Below are 21642 nucleotides of genomic sequence, written 5' to 3'. Positions count from 1 at the left end.
GCGGGCCGCACCCCGGCCCTTCGCCCTGTCCTGCCAGACACGGCACCCCTTCTCCACCCCCATCTGTCCGGAAGGCGGCGATCATGACCGATCCCGTAGGCAAGAATCCGAGTGAGCTCGACCAGCTCCCGGACCGTGACACCGAGGAGACCGCCGAGTGGGCGGCCTCCCTCGACGCCGTCACCAAGGCCGCCGGCCCTCATCGGGCCGCCTACCTGATGCGCCGCACACTCCAGCACGCCGAGGGCGCGGGCCTGGCCCTGCCCAAGCTGCTGGAGACCGATTACGTCAACACCATCCCCACCTCCGCCGAGCCGGCCGTCGACGGCGACGAGGAGATGGAGCGGAAGATCACCGCGTGGAACCGCTGGAACGCGGCCGCGATGGTCTCCCGGGGGGCCAAGCACGGCGTCGGCGGCCACATCGCCACCTTCGCCTCCGCGGCCTGGCTCTACGAGACGGGCTTCAACCACTTCTTCAAGGGCAAGGAGCAGGACGGCTCCGGCGACCAGCTCTACATCCAGGGCCACGCCTCCCCCGGCATCTACGCCCGCGCCTTCCTCGACGGCCGCCTCACCGAGGCGCACCTCGACAACTTCCGGCAGGAGTCGGGCGGCGAGGGCCTGCCCTCCTACCCGCACCCGCGCCGCCTCCCCTGGCTGTGGGAGTTCCCGACCGTCTCCATGGGTCTGGGCCCGCTCTCCGCCATCTACCAGGCGCGCTTCAACCGCTACCTCACCAACCGCGCCATCAAGGACGTCTCCGCCTCGCACGTGTGGGCGTTCCTCGGCGACGGCGAGATGGACGAGCCCGAGTCGACGGCGGCCCTCGCGCTCGCCGCCCGCGAGGGTCTGGACAACCTGACCTTCGTCATCAACTGCAACCTGCAGCGCCTCGACGGACCGGTCCGCGCCAACTTCAAGATCGTGCAGGAGCTGGAGGCCCAGTTCCGCGGCGCCGGCTGGAACGTCGTGAAGTCCCTGTGGGGCAACGCCTGGGACGAGCTGTTCGCGCTCGACACCGCCGGCGCCCTCGTCCGCCGCCTCCGCGAGGTCCCGGACGCGCAGGTGCAGACGTACCAGACCCGCGACGCCGCCTACATCCGCCAGGACTTCTTCGGCTCCGACCCGGCGCTCGTCGAGATGGCGAAGCTGCTGAGCGACGACAAGATCCTGGAGTGCTTCCACCTCTCGCGCGGCGGCCACGAGCCGCGCAAGGTGTACGCCGCGTACAAGGCCGCCCTGGAGTTCAAGGGCGCGCCGACGGTCATCCTCGCGCAGACCGTGAAGGGCTTCACCCTCGGCGAGGGCTTCGCCTCCAAGAACGCGAACCACCAGATGAAGAAGCTCTCGGTGGACGAGTTCAAGAACATGCGCGACCTGCTGGAGCTGCCGATCTCGGACGCGCAGTTCGTCGACGGTGTGGTGCCGTACGGCCACCCCGGCGCCGACGCCCCCGAGGTCCGCTACCTCCAGGAGCGCCGCGCGGCCCTCGGCGGCCCGGCCCCGGCGCGCCGCACGCACGCCCTCGCGCCGCTGCCGGCCCCGGCGGAGAAGGCCTTCGCCGCCTTCGACAAGGGCTCCGGCTCGCAGTCGGTGGCGACCACCATGGCCTTCGTCCGCCTCGTCAAGGACCTGGTCCGCGACAAGGAGACCGGCAAGCGCTGGGTCCCGATCGTCCCGGACGAGGCCCGCACGTTCGGCATGGAGTCGCTCTTCCCGTCGCTCGGCATCTACTCCCCGAAGGGGCAGACGTACGAGCCGGTCGACCGCGACCAGCTGATGTACTACAAGGAGGCCGTCAACGGCCAGATCCTCAACGAGGGGATCACCGAGGCCGGGTCCATGGCCGACTTCATCGCCGCCTCCTCGTCGTACGCGACGCACGGCGAGGCGATGATCCCGTTCTACATCTTCTACTCGATGTTCGGCTGGCAGCGCACCGCCGACCAGATGTGGCAGCTCGGCGACCAGCTCGGCCGCGGCTTCCTCGTCGGCGCCACCGCGGGCCGTACGACGCTGACCGGTGAGGGCCTGCAGCACGCGGACGGCCACTCCCCGATGATCGCGGCGACCAACCCGGCCGCCCTGAGCTACGACCCGGCGTTCGCCTACGAGGTCGCGGCGATCGTCAAGGAGGGTCTGCGCCGGATGTACGGCGAGGCCGCCGAGGGCGAGGACCGGGACGTCTTCTACTACCTCACCGTCTACAACGAGCCGATGCCGCAGCCGGCCAAGCCGTCCGGCGTCGACGAGGGCATCATCAAGGGCCTGTACCGCTTCAACACGGCGGAGTCGGCCGGTCTGTCGGTGGCCGCGGACGCCGCGCGCGTCCAGCTCGTCGGCTCGGGCACGGCCATCCACTGGACGCTGGCCGCGCAGAAGCTGCTCGCCGAGGAGTGGGGTGTGGCCGCCGACGTGTGGTCCGCGACCTCCTGGACCGAGCTGCGGCGCGACGCGCTGGAGGCCGACGCGGCGCTGCTGCGCGGCGAGGAGCGGATCCCGTACATCCGTCAGGCGTTCGACGGGGTCGACTCCCCGGTCCTGGCGGTGTCGGACTACATGCGCCAGGTGCCGGACCAGATCGCGCAGTGGGTCGAGCAGGACTACTCCTCGCTCGGCGCGGACGGCTTCGGTCTCTCCGACACCCGTGCGGCGGCCCGTCGTCACTTCGGTGTCGACGCCGAGTCGATCGTGGTCGCGGCCCTGGCCCAGCTCGCCCGCCGCGGCGAGGTCCAGGCCTCGGCGGTGAAGGAGGCGCGCGAGCGCTACGGCCTGTAGCGGCCGCCGGTCGGCCGGGCAGAATGCGTGTCATGCGCGCTGCCCGGCTGATCAAGATGGTGCTGCTGCTCCAGTCCCGTCCGTCGATGACGGCGGCCGAACTGGCCGAGGAGCTGGAGGTCTCCGAACGCACCATCACCCGCGATGCCCTCGCCCTCTCGGAGGCGGGGGTTCCGGTGTATGCGGACCGGGGACGGGCCGGGGGCTACCGGCTGGTCGGCGGCTATCGCACGCGGCTGACGGGCCTGGCGCGCGGCGAGGCGGAGGCGTTGTTCCTGTCCGGGCTGCCGGGCGCGCTGCGGGACATGGGCCTGGAGGACGCGGCCTCGGCGGCCCGGCTGAAGGTGTCCGCCGCGCTGCTGCCCTCGCTGCGGGACGCCCCGGACTCGGCGGCCCGGCGGTTCCTGCTCGACGCGCCCGGCTGGTGGCAGGAGCCACTGACGCCCGAGCTGCTGCCGGTGATCGCGGAGGCGGTCTGGGACGACCGGCTGATCACGGCGCGCTACCGGCGCAGTGACGGCGAGGTGGAGCGCGTCCTCGCCCCTTACGGCCTGGTCCTGAAGGCGGGCGTCTGGTACCTCTGCGCGCGCTCCGGTACGGCGCTGCGTACCTACCGGGTGGACCGCTTCGCGGCCGTCGCCCTCGCCGAGGAGCGTTTCACCCGCGACGAGGGGTTCGACCTGCAGGCCTTCTGGGCCGAGCGGTCGGCGGAGTTCGCCCGGTCGATCCTGCGCGCCGAGGTCGTGCTGCGGCTCTCGGCGGCGGGGGCGCGCCGGCTGCCGTACGTGACCGACCGCGCGGCGGCCGAGGAGGCGCTGGCGGCCGGCTCGACGGACGCCGAGGGCCGGGTGACGGCGACGCTCCGCGTGGAGGACGAGGAGGTCGCCTTCGCGCAGCTGCTCGCGCTGGGCCCGGAGGCGGAGGTGCTGGGGCCGGCCTCGCTCCGGGACCGTTTCGCCGAGGCGGCCCGGGCCCTCGCCGCGCTCTACCGGTAGTCGTCCACCGACACGTCCCCGCCGGCCTCCTTGGCCGCGATGAAGGCCCAGGCGTCCGGGCGGGAGCCGTCCGCGTCCGTGAAGCCGTACTCCCGGGCGAGCTGGGCGCTGGAGAGGGACCGGCCGTTCCAGCGGGCCCGGTCCGGGTCCGCGGCCAGGGCGGCGACCGCCCGGCCGACGTAGACCGGGGACTCGGCGACGGCGAAGTCGGGGAGCTTCTCGACCGCGTCGCGCCAGTTCGCCTCGGTCACCCCGAAGTGGTCCAGCATCTGTTCGGAACGGAGCCACCCCGGGGTGATCGCCACGGCCGTCCCGCCGACCTCCTTCAGGTCGTGCGCGAGGGCGTAGGCCATCCGGAGCGGCGCGTTCTTGGTGAGGTCGTAGAAGAAGTTCTCCCGGAAGCGGGTGTTGTACTCGGCGGTCCCGTCCGTCACCTCCACGACCAGCCCGCCGGGGTGGCGGACCAGCAGCGGCAAGGCGACGGAGCTGGTGATGACGTGCGTCTTGACGCCCAGTTCCAGCATCCGCAGCCCGCTGTCCAGGTCCGTCTCCCAGATCTTCTTCCCGAAGGCGGGGACGAGGAGGTGCTCGCCTCCCCAGACGTCGTTGACGAGGATGTCGAGGCGGCCGTGGTCCCGGTCGATGCGGGCGACGAGGGCCCGTACCTGCTCGACCTCCAGGTGGTCGGTGGGGACGGCGATGCCCTCGCCGCCGGCGGCCGTCACCAGCTCGGCCGTCTCCTCGATGGTCTCGGTGGACCGGTTGACCTCGCTGACCTTGGCGCGGGTGGTGCGGCCGGTGACGTACACCGTGGCGCCCGCGGCGCCCAGCTGGACGGCGATGGCGCGGCCGGCGCCCCGGGTGGCGCCCGCGACCAGGGCGATCCTGCCGGCGAGCGGCTCGTGCGTGCCGGTGTGCGGCGTCGTTTCAGTCGTCATGGGACGACCTTGGCAGGAAAGCCGGACATCCTCTGTCGGGTTTGATTCCGCCGTTTCGGGGTGCGTCGCCCTCCCGCACGGTCGATGCTTGGTCCGTGATGGACGAGACGGAGTTCTGGGAGATCATCGACTCCACCCGCGAGGCCGCCGAGGGCGACCCCGAGGACCACGCCGACCTGCTCGTCGAGCGGCTGCTGCAGTACGACCCGGACTCCGTGCTCGACTTCGCCCGTCACTTCGAGGCCCGCTACAACCGCGCCTACCGCTGGGATCTGTGGGGCGCGGCGACGGTCCTGCTCGGCGGGGCCGGCGACGACGCCTTCGACTACTTCCGGTGCTGGCTGATCGGCCAGGGGCGTGAGGTCTTCGAGGGCGCGGTGCACGATCCGGACGCGCTGGCCGATCTCCTCGACGAGTTCGACGAGGAGATCGACGGGGACGGCGAGGAGCTGGGGTACGCGGCGGACGAGGCGTACGAGCAGCTCACCGGCGCCGAGGCGCCGGACCTGGGGATCCCGCCGCAGCCGGCCGAGCCGGAGGGCAGCCCGCTGGACCTGACGGACGACACGCCGCTGGCGGCGCGCTACCCGAGGCTGTGGGAGCGCTTCGGGGCGTAGGGCGGGGACGCGCTCGTCGGCGGCCGGTGCGCCACGCCCGTGGCACGGGTCCGTGAGTTCACCCGACCGGCGGCACACTGCCGTACGCGGCGAATTCGCCTTCGGGGGCGGATATGCGGTGCTGCCGCCAGGAGAGCTAATCAAGCTCCCCCTATCCGGACTATCCCTCGGATAATCGACGATGCGACTCCGCATATTTTCACCACGCTGCACATCCTCGAATACGTTTGTATTAATCCCCCCTTTTTGCTCTCACCTCGCCGGTGGCACACGAATTTTCCTGCGTAATATGCAGCACCAGCTAGAAGGCCTCCCGGGCAATCGATACGGCCCGGTACGCCACGGCCTCCCACAGAAATTGGCCTCTTGATGAAGCTGCATATCCCTCACACGGCTCGGCGCCGTGTCCTTTCCGGCGGGGTGGCCTCGGCCCTCGCCGCGACCGTCGCCGCCGTCATGGTCGCCGTCTCGTCGACACCGGCCATGGCCATCGCGACGCCCGTCCCTCTGGGCACCACCGCCAGCTACTCCGTTCTGGCCGGTCAGGGCGTCACGAACACCGGCAACTCGGTGCTCGACCACGACCTCGGGACGCACCCGAACCCGGCCATCACCGGATTCCCGCCCGGACTCGTGCTCGGCGCGATCCACCCCGCGGACGCCGCGGCCGCCCAGGCCAAGAGCGACCTGGTCGTGGCGTACAACAACGCGGCCGGACAGTTGACGGGCCAGGCCCCGGACTTCCCGCTCGCGCCCGGGATCGGTGGGGGGCAGGTGCTGCTCCCCGGCGTCCACCGGGCCACGTCCGGTGTCGGGCTGACCGGCGACCTGATCCTGAACGCCGGGGGAAACCCCAACGCGGTCTGGGTGTTCCAGATCCCGGAAGCCCTGACGACGGCGACGAACAGCCGGATCCTGCTCACGAACGGCGCTTCGCCGTGCAACGTGTACTGGCAGATCGGCAGTTCGGCGACCCTGGGCACCACCTCCACCTTCGTGGGCACGATCATGGCCCTGACCTCGATCTTCGTGAACCAGGGGGCGAGCGTCGAGGGCCGGGCGCTGGCCCGTAACGGCGAGGTGACGCTCAACAACAACCGGATCTTCCTCGGCGGCTGCGCCACCGGTGGCACGACGACCGGCACGACCACGGGCACCACCACCGGCGCGACGACGGGCACCACGACCGGCACGACGACGGGCACGACGACCGGCACCACGACCGGCGCGACGACGGGCACGACCCTGGGCCTGATCGGCGGCAGCCTCATCGGCGGGCCGAACGTCGGCCTGGTGAGCGGCGGCACCTCCGGGAACATCTCCGGCAACACCTCCGGGAACACCGCGGGCAACACCGCCGGGAACACGACCGGCGGCGACACGTCGGGCATCACCGCCGGGAACACCGGCGGGCACATGACCGGCGGGCACGGCGGCAAGCCCGGCGGACCGGACCACGGCGGACCGGACCACGGCGGGCCGGACCACGGCGGGCCGGACCACGGACACGAAGGCCCCGGTAAGCCGGGCCACGGCGAGCACTCCGAAGGGCACTTCGGCTACGCCGACAAGCCCGGGGGCCCCGAGGGTCACGAAGACCACGCGGGCTGAACGGCAGGCTCCGCGACCCCCGTTCACCGGATGACGGCGCGCGGCGGAATCCACCCCGGATCCCGCCGCGCGCCGTGGGCGAGAGCCGCGCAGCTTTCAGGCACGAGCGGTGCGTACGAGAGAGACAGGGTGGGCGGTGTCGAGCGGATTCGAATCAGCGGCCGTGAAGGACCATCAGCACTCCGATTCGGGTCCGGACCCGCGGCCCCCTCGCGACGGAGCCGCTCCGCCGGACGGCCGGCCCCGGGGGGCCCGTCCGCTGAAGGCGGTGCTGCACACCTGCGTCGTCCTGTGCCTGATCACGACCGTGGTCCATATCGTCATGGTGTTCCTGCACGTGGCCCCCGCCAATCCCGTTTCCAAGCGGTACAACGCTCAGGTGAACGGCTGGGTATATCCGCTCTTCGAGCAGAATTGGCGGCTCTTCGCCCCGGACCCCGACTCCTTCAACCGGAAAGTCCTGGCGAGAACCGCGCACACCGATTCCAGCGGCACGATGCGCGTGAGTCCCTGGTTCGACCTGACCGACATGGACTATTCCGCGGTCGACCACAGCGCGCTGCCGAGCCACACCTCGCAGAATCTCCTGCGCCGCGCCTGGAGTTCCTACGTCGATACGCACGGGGGAAGCGACACCTCGCGCTCGGAGCGGGCCACGATGATGCAGCAGTATCTGCGCAATATCGCCGCGGACCGCGTCGCCGCCCGGCACAAGGGCGGCACCTTCGAATTCGTGCAGCTCCGGGTCGTCACCCTGGCCATCCCCGCGCCCGGCACGGCCACCGGAAACCGCCCGCCGGTGACCACCGAGAACCGGCTCCTGCCCTGGTGGAAGGTGACCCCCGATGGGAAATGAGCAGACCGATCACGATGCCTCGCTCGCCGGCACCGCCCGCTGGTGGGTCCTCGACCGGATCGGAACCCTGTGGGCACTTCTCATCGAGCGGCCGGTGTCGCTGTACGCCGCCGCGGTTCTGCGGATCGGCTACGGACTCCTCTATCTGGTCTTCCTGCTCCGGGAGTTCCCGTACCGGAACGAGATCTGGGGTCCCGACTCGCCCTGGACGGCCGCGCTGGCGGAACAACTCTTCGACCAGACGGGCTGGAACAGCGTCCTGATCCTGTCCGCCGACCCCGCCTACTTCGAGCTCTGCTACGTGCTCGCCCTCGTCACGTCCGCGCTGTTCATGCTGGGCTGGCGAACCCGCGTCATGTCCGTCCTCTTCGCCGTCGTGGTGACCTCGTTCCACGCGCGGGCGATCTTCATGACGGACGGGGGCGACAACCTGGTCCTGCTGATGTCCCTCTACCTCGTCCTCACCGCCTGCGGGAGGCGATGGTCCCTGGACGCACGCCGAGAGCGGCTCAGGGCGGTTCGTACGGCCCCCGCGCCGGAGCCGGTGAGAAGCCTCCCCGCCCGGCAGCTCCGGGACGCCCGCACCACCTTGACCACGGTGGTGCACAACTGCGGCCTCTTCGTCATCGCCGCGCAAGTCTGCTTCCTCTACGGATCAGCCGGCCTGTACAAGATCCAGGGCACCACCTGGGGCGGTGGCACCGCGCTCCACTTCGCCCTGAACCTCGAACTGTTCCAGCCCTGGCCCGCGCTGTCCCACCTCGTGACCGCCTACCCGATGGTGATCGCCCTCGCCGGCTACGTGACGGTGCTCGCGCAGGTCGCCTTCCCGTTCGTGCTCTTCGGCAGGCTCAAGTACCCCGTCCTGGCCGTACTGTTCGGCATGCACATCGGTATCGCGGTACTCATGGGGCTGCCCCTCTTCTCCGGCGCGATGCTCATCGCGGACGCTGTGTTCCTCCCCGACCGCTTCTACACCTCCCTGGCCCGCCTCTGGCGGCGCGCGGTACGGCGGACGGGGGCTCGACGGCCGGCGCCCGACCGAGCGCCGGCGTCCCGCTCCGTCCCCGCGCAGGGCGGGCCCGCCGCTTCGCCGGGCACACCCGACCCGTACGCCCCGGGGCATCAGGCCATGACGGGGAGGCCGCCGACGCGACTCGGCTCGTCGCCCAGCGCCGACGACGTGTAGAGCTTGATCGTCTTCGTGATGAGGTCGCGGGTCTCGTCCGCGCTGAGGGCCTGGGCCTTCAGGTGGTCGTGCATCATGCGGTACTGCCGCACAGCGGAGGGCTTCTCCAGGCACAGGTCGCTGGTGAACCTCTCCAGGTACACCACCGCCCCGAGACTGTCGGGGAACCGGAGGAGGGAGAACCGCCCGGTCAGGCCCGGGTACGCGCCCGCGGTGTGCGGGAGCACCTGAACGGTGACGTGCGGTTCGGCGCTCAGGGTGTGCAGGTGCTCCAGTTGCTCGCGCATGATCTCCCGGCTGCCGACCACGCGTCGCAGAGTCGATTCGTCGAGGACGACCCCCAGGCGAAGAAGGCCGGCGGGGTCGTAGATCCGGTGCTGGCGGCGAAGCCGCACCTTCAGACGGGCGGCGGCCTGCTCGACGGTGAGGAGCGGGATCGTTTCCTCGATGACCGCGGCCGCGTAGGCGGGCGTCTGCAGAAGGCCGGGGACCACCATGGGCTCGTACGTGTCGATCGAGACGGCGGCCGTCTCGAGGTCGACGTAGGCGCTGTGCGGGATGTCGCCGTAGGTGCGCCACCAGCCCTGCACGCTCGACGCCCTGGCCAGCGCCATCAGCGAATCGACGACCTGTTGGTCGGTGACGCGATAGAGCCTGCACAGGTCCCGCACGTCGCGAAGGCTGACGGCACGGCGGCCGGTCTCCATGTGGCTGACCTTGGCCTGGGAGATCAGCAGATGGGCCGCCACCTGCGCACCGGTCAGGCCGCTGGCCAAACGGAGCCGGCGCAGCTCGGCTCCCAGTCGTCGTCCCCTGACGGTGGGGTCGTTTGTCGCCGCCACGGGTGGTGTACCTCCGGGTCCAAGCCTGTGCGTGCGCAGACAGGGTGGCATCTGGCACCGACGGTGATCACACGCCGCTCCGCCAGACCCGGCGGGGAACGAAAACGGATAGTGACCCTGTAATTTGCCGCTCGGCAAGTCCCGGAGCCCGGTCTCAGGACGTGCCCCTGACGTCAGAAGTGGGTGCCGCCGTCGATGCGGACCTCGGTGCCCGTGATGAAGCGGCCGTCCTCACTGGCCAGCATGGCGACGACCCCGGCGACGGTCTCCGGCCCGGCGAAGCCGTGGCCGAGGGCGGGCGCGAGCTTCACGAAGAGGGACAGGTCGGCGTCCTCGGGCAGGCCGGGGCCGACGCTCTGCCGGCTGGCGCCGGTGCCGTCGGTCATGCCGGAGGAGATCGAACCGGGCTGCACGGCGGTGAAGCGGATGCCCCGCCGGGCGTACTCGGCGGCCAGGGCGTGGGTCATGGACTGGATGCCGCCCTTGGAGGCGGCATAGGCGGCCATGTAGGGGTGGGCGAACATCGCGGAGGTGGAGGAGAAGTTGACGACGGCGGATCCGTCGCCCTCCAGCAGGGCGGGTATCGACTCGCGGATCACCAGGAACGTACCGGTGAGGTTGATCCGGACGACCTGCTCGAAGGCAGCGAGGCTCGTCTCGTGGGTGTGCGAGGAGCGCAGGATCCCGGCCGCGTTGACCAGGACGTCGAGGCCGCCGAGCGCTCCCACGGCGGCGGCGACGCCCGCGCGCACCGAGGTCTCGTCGGCGACGTCCACGACCACGGTCGTCAGGCGCTCCGCGTCGGCTCCGGCCCGGGCGACCGTGTCCTTCAGTCCGGCTTCGCTGATGTCGGCGGCGACGACGCGTCCGCCCTCGGCGAGCATGCGGAGCGCGGTGGCCTGACCGATGCCGGAGCCGGCTCCGGTGACCAGGGCGCGGCGGTTCTCGTAGCGGTTCATGTCTGTTCCGGCCTCTCGCTGGGTGCCTCGGATCGGGGTGTGCGGTGTCTGCGGGAGCTGGGCGGCGGGATGCGGCTGCTCGGGCGGCCCCCCGTCACTCCGTCAGCGACCGCCCCATGAACACGTCGTCGACGTACCGGCCGTCCAGGAAGAACTCCCCGGGCAGCACGCCCTCGACCGCGAAGCCCTCGGAGGCGTAGAGGGCGCGGGCCGGCGCGTTGTGCCCGAGCACGCGCAGGGTGATCCGCCGACCGCCCCGACGCACGGTCTCCGCCATCGCGGCGCGCAGCAGCGCGCGGGCCACGCCCCGGCCGCGGGCCTCGGCGGCGACGGCGAGGCCCTGGATCTGGCGGACGTGCGCGTTGCAGGCGAGCGGGGTGGGCCGCCCGAGCCGCACGTAACCGACGATCACACCGGCCTTCCCGGTGCCATCGGCGTGCTCGGCGTACTCGGCGACCAGGTGGTCCTCGGGCCGGTGACGGTCGTCGAAGAACGGGGCGTACGGCGGCTGGGGCGCGGGCACCACCGCGTGCAGCGGTGACCAGGTGGCACGGTCCAGCGCGCCGAGGGCGTCCTCGTCCTCGGCGCGGGCGGTACGCGTGCGTAGCGGTGTCTCCGGCGCGGCCATGACCGCCACTGTGCCACGGCCTCGCGGGAGGGGGGCAGGATGGCCCCATGCAACGCTCCCGCATCGCCGTCACCGGCGCCTCCGGACTCATCGGCTCGGCCCTCGTGCGCTCCCTGCGCGCCGACGGCCACCACGTCTCCCGCCTGGTGCGGCGGCCCGCGCGGACGGCGGACGAGGTGGAGTGGGACCCGGCCCGGCTGTACGTCGACTCCGCCGGGCTGGTGGGCGTGGACGCGGTCGTGCACCTGGCGGGCGCCGGGGTGGGCGAACGCCGCTGGACCGAGGCGTATCGCAAGGAGATCCGCGACAGCCGCGTGCTCGGTACGACGGCGATCGCGCAGGCCCTCGCCTCGCTGGCGGAGCCGCCGAAGGTCCTGGTGTGCGGGACGGCCCTGGGCTATTACGGCGACACGGGGACGCGGGCGGTGGACGAGAGCGCGCCCGCGGGCGAGGGCTTCCTCCCGTCGGTGTGCGTGGAGTGGGAGGCCGCGGCGGCCCCCGCGGAGGAGGCCGGCATCCGGGTCGCGTACGCCCGCACGGGCCTGGTGGTGGCCGGTGAGGGCGGGGCGTGGGGGCGGCTGTTCCCGCTCTTCCGCGCGGGGGTCGGCGGCCGGATGGGCGACGGCCGGCAGTACTGGAGCTTCATCTCGCTCCACGACGAGGTGGCCGCCCTGCGCCATCTGATCGACGACGACTCCCTGTCCGGGCCGGTGAACCTGACGGCCCCCGAGCCGGTCACCAACCGGGAGGTGACGGCGGCGATGGGCCGCGTCCTGCGCCGCCCGACGCTGCTGACGGTGCCGGCGCCGGCGCTGCGTGCGGTGCTCGGCGGTTTCGCGGAGGACGTGCTGGGGAGTCAGCGGGTGCTGCCGGGGCGGTTGTTGGAGTCGGGGTTCGACTTCGCGTTCCCGACCATCGACGAGTCGATCCGCGCGGCGGCCTGACGGCTCCGGGCCGGGCGTCTTCCGGCGCGGAGGCCTGACGGCTGCGGGTCCGGGCGTCTTCCGGCTCGGCGGCTCGACGGCCGCGGGTCCTGGCGTCTTCTGGCTCGGCGGCTCGACGGCCGCGGGTCCGAGGGGCGGCGCCCGGGGGCGCGGTCGGGGTCGGGTGTGCGCCACCCCGTGCTGCGTGCACCCCGGCGCGCGCGGCTGGCATCCGCCGGAGCGGTCCCTAGGCTGGACGGCCCCTGAATGCGCGCGAGGTACCGCGGACGCGAACTCGGGCATTCCGGGGGTCTGTTGGGGGCATGAGCCTCCCAGCAGCCGCGCCGACCCGGGGAGGGGCACGTGCTCAGTACCGCACGCCATGCGCACCACACGGACGACGTCACGGACGTCGTCATCGTCGGAGCGGGAATCGCGGGACTCGCCGCCGCCCACCGGCTGACCAGAGCGGGGCTCGGCGTCATCGTCCTGGAGGCCGCCGAGCGGGTCGGCGGCCGGATGGTCACCGACGAGGTCGACGGTTTCCGGCTCGACCGCGTCGGCCCGCTGCTCACCCTGTCGCAGGCGGAACTGCGCCGCACTCCCGGTCTCGACGGCGCCCTGCTGCGTCCGTTCGCACCGGGAGCCCTGGTGCATTGCGACGGACGGTACGTCAGGAGCGGCGGGACGGGGAGCGTGCGGGGGGCGTTCACCATGGCGCGCGCCCTCGCGAGCGCCCCCCGGCAGGCGGCCGCGTCGCTGGACCACGCGCGGCTGGGGGCCGCGCTGGCCCGGCTCGCCGCCACGCCCGCGCAGCGGCTGTCGACCCGGCCGGAGCGGACCGCCCGGGAGGCGCTGAACGCCCGGCTGCCGTCCCGTACCGTCCAGGGATTCCTGCGCCCGGTGCTGGCCGCTCTGCTCGGCGACCCGGACCTCGCCGTGTCGAGCCGGGTGGCCGACCTGGCTCTGCGGTCCTTCGCCCGGGGGCGGTTGTGCGTGCCGCAGGGAGGGTCGGGGACGCTGCCGGAGCTGATGGCGGCCTCGCTGCCGCCGGGGACGGTCCGTACGGGCGTCCGGGTCACCGACGTCTCGACGACGAGGGTGACGACGGCGGAGCACGGGGAGGTCGGCTGCCGTTCGGTCGTCCTGGCGACCGGGGCGCGTACCGCCGCGGAGCTGCTGCCGGGGCTGCGGACGCCGGAGTTCCACGCGGTCACGGTGCTGCACCACACGGCGCCCGCGGCGCCGCTCGCCGCTCCGCTGCTGCTCGTGGAGTCCGACCCGGGAGGCCCGGTCGCGCACACGGCGGTGATGAGCGCGGTCGACCCGACGCGCGCGCCGGCGGGCCGGACCCTGGTCACCTCGACGATTCTGGGCACCCCGCCGGACGACGCGGAGCGCCGGGTCCGCAAGCACCTCGCCACGCTGTACGGCACGTCGACGGACGAGTGGGAGCTGCTCGCCCTGCGCCACACCGCCGACGCCTTTCCCTCGATGCCCCCGCCGCACGACCCACGCCGTCCGGTCCGCCTCCTCGCGGGTCTCTACGTCTGCGGCGACCACCGCGACACGGGCACGCCGGAGGGCGCGCTCTTCTCCGGCCGCCGCGTCGCCCACGCCCTCCTGACCGACCTGGGCGTGCGCCCGGCGCAGGCGGAGCGGACGCGGGCGGCCGACGTGGCGGCGTAGCGGCGGACCGCGCCGGCGCCGGAGGGCGCCCTCTTCTCCGGCCGACGGGCCGCGCCGGGACACGGGGCCCGACGCGGGCCGTCGGGCGGTTCTCAGGCCCGGCGTAAGGGCCCTGGCACGCCGGGCTCGGGGCGCGGCGGGCCCCTGAGTACGAGGCCTGGAGCACCCGCCCCCGTGCCCCGCTACGGCGGGGCAGGGGGGTCGCGCCTCGCGGCGGGGTGGTCAGCCGATGGCGGCCACGCGGTCGCGGTAGGTGCGGACGGCCGCCGCGTCGCGGTAGGGCTCCAGGCGGCGTTCGAAGTCGCGGACGTATTCGATCGCACGGGCCGAGCGCATCTCGGAGGCCTGCTGGGCGGCTTCCGCACCCAGGGCGCAGGCCTGGTCCAGTTCGCCGAGGCCGAGGCGGGCCGTGGCGAGGACCACCCGGCAGAAGAGGCGGCTGCGCGCGAAGCCCGGCGCGCGCAGTTGCAGGGAGCGTTCGGCGTGCTGCGCCGCCGAGCGGTACTGCTGGAGGTCGCGGTGGCTGTGCCCGAACTCGTCGGCCAGCTGCGCCTCGTCGAACGGGCGCGCCCAGTACGGCACCTCGTCGCCCGGCCGGGCCGCTTCGAGGGCGCGCTCGGCCCGGGCGAGCGAGGCGCTGCACGCGCGGGCTTCGCCGAGGACGCCGTGGCCGCGCGCCTCGACGGCGTGCAGCAGCGCCTGGACGACGGGCGGGGCGGAGGAGCCGACGCCCTGCTGGGCGACCCGCGCGAGCTGCACGGCCTCCCGGCCGTGCCCGAGGTAGACGGCCTGCCGGCTCATGGTGATCAGGACGTACGAGCCGTAGGCCCGGTCACCGGCCGCTTGGGCGAGCCGCAGCGCCTGGACGAAATAGCGCTGGGCCAGACCGTGCGCGGCGATGTCGAAGGAGGTCCAGCCCGCCAGGCGCGTCAGGTCGGCCGCGGCGCCGAAGAGGCGGCGGCCGACGGTCTCGCCGTAGGTGCCGCGGAGCATCGGCTCGGCCTCGTGTTCGAGGTAGCGGACGAGGGCCTGGCGGGCGTGGCCGCCGCCGTAGGCGTGGTCGAGGGTGCGGAACAGTTCGCCGACCGAGCGCAGGGCGGCGATGTCCCCGCTGGAGACGCGCTGTCCCGGCCCCCGGTCGGTGCCGCGCTGCCGGGGCACCGAGAAGCGGCCCTGGGCCGGGACCCGGGCGTCCGGGACGGTGCGTGGCCCGGTGTCGGGGCCGGGGCGGAGTCCGCCGTCGGCGCCGCCCCGGAGGTCCGTGCCGAGCCGGGCGTCGGGGCCCGGGCGGCCCTCCGTGCCGAACCTGCCCTCGGCGGCCCCGGCTCCGCGCCGCTCGGTGCCGAGCCGGCCGTCCAGGGCGCCGGGCCGGGACTCCGCCGTCGGCGCCGGGCGGGTGTCCGGGCCGGGGCGGGGGCCGCCGGGGGCGTACATGTCCCCGCGCGCCACCCGCTCGTCCGCGCGGCCGATCAGCCAGTCCCGGCTGGGGACCACGAGGCCCGCCGGGGTGAAGGCGATCTTGCGCAGTTCGGCGTGGCTCCCCGAGTCCTTCCGCCAGAGCCCGCTGACGATGTCGACGGCCTCCTCGGGCGTCGCGGCGAACTCCAGGCCGGCGTAGACCGGCGCGCACGCGTCGAGGCCGAGGTCCTGTGCGGAGAGCCGGCGGCCGAGGCGCCGGGTGAAGACCTCGGCGATCAGGGCAGGGGTGGTCCCGCGCGGCTGCTGACCGCGCAGCCAGCGGGTCACGGAGGTCTTGTCGTACCGCAGGTCGAGGCCGTGCTCCAGGCCTAGCTGGTCCACCCGTCTGGCCAGGCCCGCGTTGGAGAAGCCGGCTTCGGCGATGAGTGCGGCGAGCTGGCGGTTCGGGATGCGCTGCGGGGGTCGTTCCGTCATCAGCTGTGCGGTCTCCTGCCTTCCGGGCCCGGGTGGCAGCCCTCGTGGACCCTCATGGAACGGCGCGAATTTAGCGGCACTCACCGCCCGTACCGCCACCTTCGCCCCACATTCATCCGATCGTGTGAGGATTGGGGGCACCGCTGACGTGGCAGCCGCCCGCCGTACCTGCCGGACCGGGCCGCGCGGTGCCGCCGTACAGTGGCAGGGGCGCGAACGACGCAGGGTGCCGAGCCGGCCCCCCGGGAGGATCCCCGGATCCCGGCCTCCGGCGCCCAGGAGGAGGCATGGCCGTGAGTGAGCTGCGATTCGTCCGCTTGGGCTTCGGCGAGGAGGCCGTCGAGTACCGGGCGGCCTGGGACAAGCAGCGCGAGGTGCACGCGGCCCGGTTCGCCGACGAGGTCGGGGACACCTGTCTGCTCCTCGAGCACCCTCCCGTGTACACGGCGGGACGGCGCACGGCGGAGAGCGAGCGCCCTCTGGACGGTACGCCGGTGGTGGACGTGGACCGCGGCGGCAAGATCACCTGGCACGGCCCCGGCCAGCTCGTCGGGTACCCGATCATGAAGCTGCCCCGCCCCGTCGACGTCGTCGCGCACGTCCGCCGTCTGGAGGAGGCGCTGATCCTGACGGCCGCGGAGTTCGGTCTCGAGACCACCCGGATCGAGGGCCGCAGCGGGGTGTGGGTCCTCGGCGATCCGGTGGAGCAGCGCCCGTCGCTGGGCGGTCTCTCGCTCGACTTCGACCCGCGGCTGACCGACGAGGAGTTCGATCCGCGGCTGAACGGTCCGGAGTACGCCCCGTCCAACGCCGGCCAGCGCCGCGAGGACCGGAAGCTGGCGGCGATCGGCATCCGGGTCGCCAAGGGCGTCACGATGCACGGCTTCGCGTTGAACGTGAACCCCGACAACACCTGGTTCGACCGGATCATCCCGTGCGGCATCAGGGACGCGGGGGTGGCCTCGCTCGCGAACGAGCTGGGCCGTGAGGTCACGATCGAGGAGGTCCTGCCGGTGGTGGAGAAGCACCTGAGGGCCGTCCTCGAGGGCGCGGACCTACAGCCGCGCGAGGTCGTGCGCGAGACGGCCCCGGCGGCCGCGCCGGCGTCCGCCGACGCCCCTGCCGTCGCCGCCGCGTCGGCTTAGGGATCTCCGGCGGGGAATGCCGGGGTCTCGCCGCAGGTTGGCCAGACGGATAACCGTACGAAACAACGGGCGTACCCTGGTGGGCGCCGAAGAATCGAAGCTACAGGGAGCCGGTCGTGTCCGCAGTCGCACCCGACGGACGCAAGATGCTGCGCCTGGAGGTCCGTAACGCTCAGACCCCCATCGAGCGCAAGCCCGAGTGGATCAAGACCCGGGCGAAGATGGGTCCCGAGTACACGAAGATGCAGAGCCTCGTGAAGAGCGAGGGCCTGCACACGGTCTGCCAGGAGGCGGGCTGTCCGAACATCTTCGAGTGCTGGGAGGACCGCGAGGCCACCTTCCTCATCGGCGGTGACCAGTGCACGCGGCGCTGCGACTTCTGCCAGATCGACACGGGCAAGCCGGAGGCGCTGGACCGTGACGAGCCGCGCCGGGTGGGCGAGTCGGTCGTCACGATGGACCTGAACTACGCCACGATCACGGGCGTCGCGCGCGACGACCTGGAGGACGGCGGCGCCTGGCTGTACGCGGAGACGGTGCGCCAGATCCACGAGCAGACGGCGAACCGCGCCGACGGCCGTACGAAGGTGGAGCTGCTCGCTCCGGACTTCAACGCGGTGCCGGAGCTGCTGGCGGAGGTGTTCGCCTCGCGTCCGGAGGTCTTCGCGCACAACGTCGAGACGGTGCCGCGGATCTTCAAGCGGATCCGTCCCGGTTTCCGTTACGAGCGTTCGCTGGACGTCATCACGCGGGCGCGTGACTACGGTCTGGTCACGAAGTCGAACCTGATCCTGGGCATGGGCGAGACCCGTGAGGAGATCAGCGAGGCGCTGGCTCAGCTGCACGAGGCGGGTTGCGAGCTGATCACGATCACGCAGTACCTGCGCCCGTCGGTCCGGCACCACCCGGTGGAGCGCTGGGTGAAGCCGCAGGAGTTCGTGGAGCTGAAGGAGGAGGCCGACGAGATCGGCTTCTCCGGCGTGATGTCGGGCCCGCTGGTGCGGTCGTCGTACCGGGCGGGCCGCCTCTTCCAGCAGGCGATGGAGAAGCGCAGCCGAGCCGAAGCGTAGGTTGCGGGTCCGCCCGAGGAACGAGGGCGGGGCTGGAGTCCGACCCGTGTGAAACGGCGCACAAGTAGTTACTGGCCAGTAGTGGCCGAATTCGTCGCGATCCGTACACCTCCGCAGGTCAGGAGGGCGTACGGGTCGCTTCGGCGGTTCCGGGGTGGTCCAACCGGCCGCATCAACGTTTCATCAGTGTTTGACCGCCGGGTCATGCGCTGGTAACACCGAACCGTGACCCTTGGGTCACGGAGGGTTGTCTTGGACCGCCGCTCCCCTCGCCCTTTCCCCCACCTCGTCTCATCCGCTCTTGAGGGAGGACCCACATGCAGGCCCAGGCCGCGACGCATGTCCGTGCCACCGCCATCCCGTCCGTCACCGATGCGCTGAAGGCCGTGGAGGCTCTGCTCCTCGCCGGTGGCCAGCGCACCGCCCGCCGCAACGCCTGGACCTCGGTCCTGGAGGACCGCCGCCGGGCGAAGGACCGGGTCGAGGCCCAGCACGTGATGGAGGCGGTGGCGGGTCGCGCTTCCCGGGCCACGTAAACTTCAGGACATGGCGAGGAAGGCAAACACGGGCAGCGGTGACGCTGCGAACCAGGGGCGACTGAAGCAGATCGCCCTCACGTACAAGATGACCCGAAAGGCCGACCCGAAGGTCGGGCTTGTCGTCGCTGGCGTGGGCATCGTCGTACTCGGTGTCCTCCTCGCGATCGGCTTCCTGATCGGGCACCCGGTCTACGTCGGAATCCTGGGCTTCATCCTGGCCCTCCTGGCGATGGCGATCGTCTTCGGCCGGCGTGCCGAGAAGGCGGCCTTCGGCCAGATGGAGGGCCAGCCGGGCGCGGCGGCCGCGGTGCTGGACAACATCGGGCGCGGCTGGACGACCACCCCGGCAGTGGCGATGAACCGGAACCAGGACGTCGTGCACCGCGCGGTCGGCCGGGCCGGCATCGTGCTGGTGGCGGAGGGCAACCCGAACCGGGTGAAGACGCTCCTGGCGGCCGAGAAGAAGCGGATGGCCCGGATCGTCGTGGACGTCCCGGTCCACGACATCGTCGTCGGCAACGGCGAGGGCCAGGTGCCGCTGAAGAAGGTCCGCACGACCATGCTGAAGATGCCTCGGGTGCTCTCCGGCCCGCAGGTGACGGTCGCCAACGACCGGCTGCGGGCGATGGGCGACCTGATGAGCAACATGCCGCTGCCGAAGGGTCCGATGCCCAAGGGCATGCGGATGCCGCGCGGCGGAAAGATGCGCTGACGTCAGGCGTACGAAGCGCGAGGAACGAAGCACGAGGAAGGGCGCCGTCGGAACCGGGAGGTTCCGGCGGCGCCCTTCTCGTCGTCGGTGCGGGTGTGGTGCCGGGGCGGTCAGAGCCGGATCTGGACGGCGCCGGCGAGGCGGTCGTGGAGGCCGCGGCCGTCGCGGTCCCAGATGAGGGCCGGGATGGCGAGGCAGACGAGCACGCTGCGGAGCACGACCCGGAGGAAGCCGAGGCGTCCGCCGTGCACGGAGGCCACCCGCAGGCCGAAGAGGCGCTTGCCGGGGGTGAAGCCGACGGTGCCGACGGTGAGCACGCTCACGGCGAGCAGGATGACCAGGGCCCAGTTGCCCGTCGCCTGGTTGTAGCCGTGGGTGACGAGACCGTATGCGATCAGCATGCACAGCGCCCAGTCGACGGCGAGGGCGCCGATCCGCCGCCCGGGGCGGGCGATGGAGCCGGGCCCCTCCTCGGGCAGACCGAGCTGCTGCCCCCGGTAACCGAAGTCGACACCGGCGTCCTCGGCCGCCGCGCGGGGTCCCGAGAGCCACGATCCCAATGCTTGCCTGTTGTCCACGCGTCCACGGTACTGTGCCCGCTTTCGATCACTTCGGCCCGGGTCCGCACCGGCCCGCCGCGGTGTCGGTCACACGCGCGCCGGTTAACTTGGGCGAAACAAATGGGTCATGCTTGAGAAATCCCGTCTGCCTAAGGTCGGGACCAGCGTGTGCCACCGCACTGGCCGCATGACCGAGCTGCAACCCCGCCCCTCCCCGGGCCGGGAGTAGGAGGAGTTGGATGTTCCAGAACGCCGACGAGGCCAAGAAGTTCATCAAGGACAACGACGTCAAGATGGTCGACGTCCGTTTCTGTGACCTTCCGGGAGTGATGCAGCACTTCACGATCCCGGCGACGGCGTTCGACCCGTCCGACGAGCTCGCCTTCGACGGTTCGTCGATCCGCGGTTTCCAGGCGATCCACGAGTCGGACATGGCCCTGCGCGCCGACCTGTCGACGGCCCGTCTGGACCCGTTCCGCCGTGACAAGACGCTGAACATCAACTTCTTCATCCACGACCCGATCACGGGCGAGCAGTACAGCCGTGACCCGCGCAACATCGCGAAGAAGGCGGAGGCGTACCTCGCCTCCACCGGCATCGCCGACACCGCGTACTTCGGCCCCGAGGCGGAGTTCTACGTCTTCGACTCGGTGCGCTTCGAGACCTCGGCGAACCAGGGCTTCTACCACATCGACTCCGAGGCCGGCGCCTGGAACACCGGCAAGGTCGAGGACAACCGGGGCTACAAGGTCCGCTACAAGGGCGGCTACTTCCCGGCCCCGCCGGTCGACCACTTCGCCGACCTGCGCGCGGAGATCTCCCTGGAGCTGGAGAACGTCGGCCTCCAGGTCGAGCGCCAGCACCACGAGGTCGGCACCGCCGGCCAGGCGGAGATCAACTACAAGTTCAACACGCTGCTCGCCGCGGCCGACGACCTGATGCTCTTCAAGTACATCGTGAAGAACGTCGCCTGGCGCAACGGCAAGACCGCGACCTTCATGCCGAAGCCGATCTTCGGCGACAACGGCTCGGGCATGCACGTCCACCAGTCGCTGTGGTCGAACGGCGACCCGCTCTTCTACGACGAGCAGGGCTACGCCGGCCTGTCGGACACCGCCCGCTACTACATCGGCGGCATCCTCAAGCACGCCCCGTCGCTGCTGGCCTTCACCAACCCGACGGTGAACTCGTACCACCGTCTGGTGCCCGGCTTCGAGGCCCCGGTCAACATGGTCTACTCGCAGCGCAACCGCTCCGCGGCCATGCGCATCCCGATCACGGGCTCGAACCCGAAGGCCAAGCGCGTCGAGTTCCGCGCGCCGGACCCGTCCTCGAACCCGTACCTCGCCTTCTCGGCGCTGCTCCTCGCGGGCCTCGACGGCATCAAGAACAAGATCGAGCCGGCGGAGCCGATCGACAAGGACCTCTACGAGCTGGCTCCCGAGGAGCACGCGAACGTCCAGCAGGTCCCGACCTCGCTCCCGGCGGTCCTCGACGCCCTGGAGGCGGACAACGAGTACCTCCAGGCGGGCGGTGTCTTCACCTCCGACCTGATCGAGACCTGGATCGACTACAAGCGCACGCACGAGATCGCCCCGATCCAGCTGCGTCCGCACCCGCACGAGTTCGAGCTCTACTTCGACCTCTAAGCCGTACGTCCGGCCCCTCGGGCCGTACGCCCGGCGCTCAGCGCGGT

The 21642-nt window shown here is 72.0% G+C and carries 19 protein-coding genes; 13 read left to right on the top strand and 6 right to left on the bottom strand.

Annotation, left to right across the window (positions count from 1 at the left end; translation table 11 throughout):
• The first annotated feature begins 83 nt into the window (after positions 1–83).
• Together aceE and ACZ6RC_RS03870 are read left to right on the top strand one after the other, a co-directional pair.
• Entirely contained in the window at positions 84–2780 is a 2697-nt protein-coding gene (gene aceE, locus ACZ6RC_RS03875; protein ID WP_391140828.1) for a pyruvate dehydrogenase (acetyl-transferring), homodimeric type, read from the top strand.
• A 32-nt stretch (positions 2781–2812) separates the two neighbouring features.
• Positions 2813–3775, top strand: a complete 963-nt coding sequence (locus tag ACZ6RC_RS03870; protein ID WP_469579102.1) for a helix-turn-helix transcriptional regulator — start codon at positions 2813–2815, stop codon at positions 3773–3775.
• On the opposite strand, the gene ACZ6RC_RS03865 is transcribed toward ACZ6RC_RS03870, so the two are convergent.
• Positions 3766–4713 carry an SDR family oxidoreductase gene (locus tag ACZ6RC_RS03865; protein WP_391140830.1) on the bottom strand — a complete coding sequence of 316 codons (948 nt, stop codon included), beginning with the start codon at positions 4711–4713 and terminating at the stop codon, positions 3766–3768. The two genes, ACZ6RC_RS03870 and ACZ6RC_RS03865, sit on opposite strands and share 10 nt — an antisense overlap.
• Positions 4714–4811: 98 nt before the next feature.
• On the opposite strand from ACZ6RC_RS03865, the gene ACZ6RC_RS03860 reads away from it, so the two are divergent.
• From ACZ6RC_RS03860 to ACZ6RC_RS03845, 4 genes are all read left to right on the top strand, one after another.
• Positions 4812–5330 (top strand): DUF4240 domain-containing protein, encoded by a 519-nt coding sequence (locus tag ACZ6RC_RS03860; protein WP_469579434.1) that lies wholly within the window; start codon positions 4812–4814, stop codon positions 5328–5330.
• Between the two features lie 369 nt (positions 5331–5699).
• Positions 5700–6941, top strand: a complete 1242-nt coding sequence (locus ACZ6RC_RS03855) for an ice-binding family protein (protein WP_469579100.1) — start codon at positions 5700–5702, stop codon at positions 6939–6941.
• A 268-nt stretch (positions 6942–7209) separates the two neighbouring features.
• Positions 7210–7797 carry a DUF5819 family protein gene (locus ACZ6RC_RS03850; RefSeq protein ID WP_453615489.1) on the top strand — a complete coding sequence of 196 codons (588 nt, stop codon included), beginning with the start codon at positions 7210–7212 and terminating at the stop codon, positions 7795–7797.
• Positions 7787–8986, top strand: a complete 1200-nt coding sequence (locus tag ACZ6RC_RS03845) for an HTTM domain-containing protein (protein ID WP_469579098.1) — start codon at positions 7787–7789, stop codon at positions 8984–8986. The genes ACZ6RC_RS03850 and ACZ6RC_RS03845 overlap by 11 nt, the downstream gene beginning before the upstream one ends.
• Here the strand turns inward: ACZ6RC_RS03845 and ACZ6RC_RS03840 are convergent.
• The 3 genes from ACZ6RC_RS03840 to ACZ6RC_RS03830 form a co-directional block, all read right to left on the bottom strand.
• A complete protein-coding gene (locus tag ACZ6RC_RS03840; RefSeq protein WP_391140834.1) occupies positions 8923–9828 on the bottom strand; it encodes a helix-turn-helix domain-containing protein in 906 nt (301 codons plus the stop codon). The two genes, ACZ6RC_RS03845 and ACZ6RC_RS03840, sit on opposite strands and share 64 nt — an antisense overlap.
• 173 nt (positions 9829–10001) lie before the next feature.
• Positions 10002–10787, bottom strand: a complete 786-nt coding sequence (locus ACZ6RC_RS03835) for an SDR family NAD(P)-dependent oxidoreductase (RefSeq protein ID WP_469579096.1) — start codon at positions 10785–10787, stop codon at positions 10002–10004.
• 94 nt (positions 10788–10881) lie between these two features.
• The gene (locus ACZ6RC_RS03830) at positions 10882–11415 is read right to left on the bottom strand and encodes a GNAT family N-acetyltransferase (RefSeq protein WP_469579094.1); all 534 of its coding nucleotides are present in this window, start codon (positions 11413–11415) and stop codon (positions 10882–10884) included.
• A 47-nt stretch (positions 11416–11462) separates the two neighbouring features.
• Between ACZ6RC_RS03830 and ACZ6RC_RS03825 the strand changes: the two genes are divergently transcribed.
• Complete coding sequence (locus tag ACZ6RC_RS03825) at positions 11463–12359, top strand: TIGR01777 family oxidoreductase (RefSeq protein ID WP_453615502.1); 897 nt, start codon at positions 11463–11465, stop codon at positions 12357–12359.
• A 342-nt stretch (positions 12360–12701) separates the two neighbouring features.
• Positions 12702–14027 carry an NAD(P)/FAD-dependent oxidoreductase gene (locus ACZ6RC_RS03820; protein ID WP_469579091.1) on the top strand — a complete coding sequence of 442 codons (1326 nt, stop codon included), beginning with the start codon at positions 12702–12704 and terminating at the stop codon, positions 14025–14027.
• A gap of 222 nt (positions 14028–14249) precedes the next feature.
• On the opposite strand, the gene ACZ6RC_RS03815 is transcribed toward ACZ6RC_RS03820, so the two are convergent.
• The gene (locus tag ACZ6RC_RS03815; RefSeq protein WP_469579089.1) at positions 14250–15920 is read right to left on the bottom strand and encodes a regulator; all 1671 of its coding nucleotides are present in this window, start codon (positions 15918–15920) and stop codon (positions 14250–14252) included.
• A 293-nt stretch (positions 15921–16213) separates the two neighbouring features.
• Between ACZ6RC_RS03815 and lipB the strand changes: the two genes are divergently transcribed.
• From lipB to ACZ6RC_RS03795, 4 genes are all read left to right on the top strand, one after another.
• On the top strand, positions 16214–17065 hold the full coding sequence (gene lipB, locus ACZ6RC_RS03810) for a lipoyl(octanoyl) transferase LipB (RefSeq protein WP_469579088.1): 852 nt from the start codon (positions 16214–16216) through the stop codon (positions 17063–17065).
• Between the two features lie 116 nt (positions 17066–17181).
• Positions 17182–18135, top strand: a complete 954-nt coding sequence (lipA, locus tag ACZ6RC_RS03805) for a lipoyl synthase (protein ID WP_391140841.1) — start codon at positions 17182–17184, stop codon at positions 18133–18135.
• A 317-nt stretch (positions 18136–18452) separates the two neighbouring features.
• Complete coding sequence (locus ACZ6RC_RS03800) at positions 18453–18671, top strand: SCO2195 family GlnR-regulated protein (RefSeq protein WP_391140842.1); 219 nt, start codon at positions 18453–18455, stop codon at positions 18669–18671.
• Between the two features lie 10 nt (positions 18672–18681).
• Positions 18682–19386, top strand: a complete 705-nt coding sequence (locus ACZ6RC_RS03795) for a DUF4191 domain-containing protein (protein ID WP_391140843.1) — start codon at positions 18682–18684, stop codon at positions 19384–19386.
• A gap of 110 nt (positions 19387–19496) precedes the next feature.
• On the opposite strand, the gene ACZ6RC_RS03790 is transcribed toward ACZ6RC_RS03795, so the two are convergent.
• The gene (locus ACZ6RC_RS03790; protein ID WP_391140844.1) at positions 19497–19964 is read right to left on the bottom strand and encodes an RDD family protein; all 468 of its coding nucleotides are present in this window, start codon (positions 19962–19964) and stop codon (positions 19497–19499) included.
• A 221-nt stretch (positions 19965–20185) separates the two neighbouring features.
• Between ACZ6RC_RS03790 and glnA the strand changes: the two genes are divergently transcribed.
• Positions 20186–21595: a type I glutamate--ammonia ligase gene (gene glnA, locus ACZ6RC_RS03785; protein ID WP_391140845.1), complete on the top strand. Its 1410-nt coding sequence runs from the start codon at positions 20186–20188 to the stop codon at positions 21593–21595.
• Positions 21596–21642: the final 47 nt, after the last annotated feature.

This window comes from Streptomyces sp. NPDC048353 (genome assembly GCF_055587165.1).
Note: the sequence above shows the minus strand (reverse complement) of the source record. Positions and strands in the feature narration are given on the sequence as shown.

Coding starts and splice junctions, on each gene's coding strand:
- ACZ6RC_RS03855 (WP_469579100.1), top strand. CDS start 5,700: ATGAAGCTGCATATCCCTCACACGGCTCGGCGCCGTGTCCTTTCCGGC.
- ACZ6RC_RS03795 (WP_391140843.1), top strand. CDS start 18,682: ATGGCGAGGAAGGCAAACACGGGCAGCGGTGACGCTGCGAACCAGGGG.
- ACZ6RC_RS03845 (WP_469579098.1), top strand. CDS start 7,787: ATGGGAAATGAGCAGACCGATCACGATGCCTCGCTCGCCGGCACCGCC.
- aceE (WP_391140828.1), top strand. CDS start 84: ATGACCGATCCCGTAGGCAAGAATCCGAGTGAGCTCGACCAGCTCCCG.
- glnA (WP_391140845.1), top strand. CDS start 20,186: ATGTTCCAGAACGCCGACGAGGCCAAGAAGTTCATCAAGGACAACGAC.
- ACZ6RC_RS03870 (WP_469579102.1), top strand. CDS start 2,813: ATGCGCGCTGCCCGGCTGATCAAGATGGTGCTGCTGCTCCAGTCCCGT.
- ACZ6RC_RS03865 (WP_391140830.1), bottom strand. CDS start 4,713: ATGACGACTGAAACGACGCCGCACACCGGCACGCACGAGCCGCTCGCC.
- ACZ6RC_RS03835 (WP_469579096.1), bottom strand. CDS start 10,787: ATGAACCGCTACGAGAACCGCCGCGCCCTGGTCACCGGAGCCGGCTCC.
- ACZ6RC_RS03830 (WP_469579094.1), bottom strand. CDS start 11,415: ATGGCCGCGCCGGAGACACCGCTACGCACGCGTACCGCCCGCGCCGAG.
- ACZ6RC_RS03825 (WP_453615502.1), top strand. CDS start 11,463: ATGCAACGCTCCCGCATCGCCGTCACCGGCGCCTCCGGACTCATCGGC.
- ACZ6RC_RS03815 (WP_469579089.1), bottom strand. CDS start 15,920: ATGACGGAACGACCCCCGCAGCGCATCCCGAACCGCCAGCTCGCCGCA.
- ACZ6RC_RS03800 (WP_391140842.1), top strand. CDS start 18,453: ATGCAGGCCCAGGCCGCGACGCATGTCCGTGCCACCGCCATCCCGTCC.
- ACZ6RC_RS03860 (WP_469579434.1), top strand. CDS start 4,812: ATGGACGAGACGGAGTTCTGGGAGATCATCGACTCCACCCGCGAGGCC.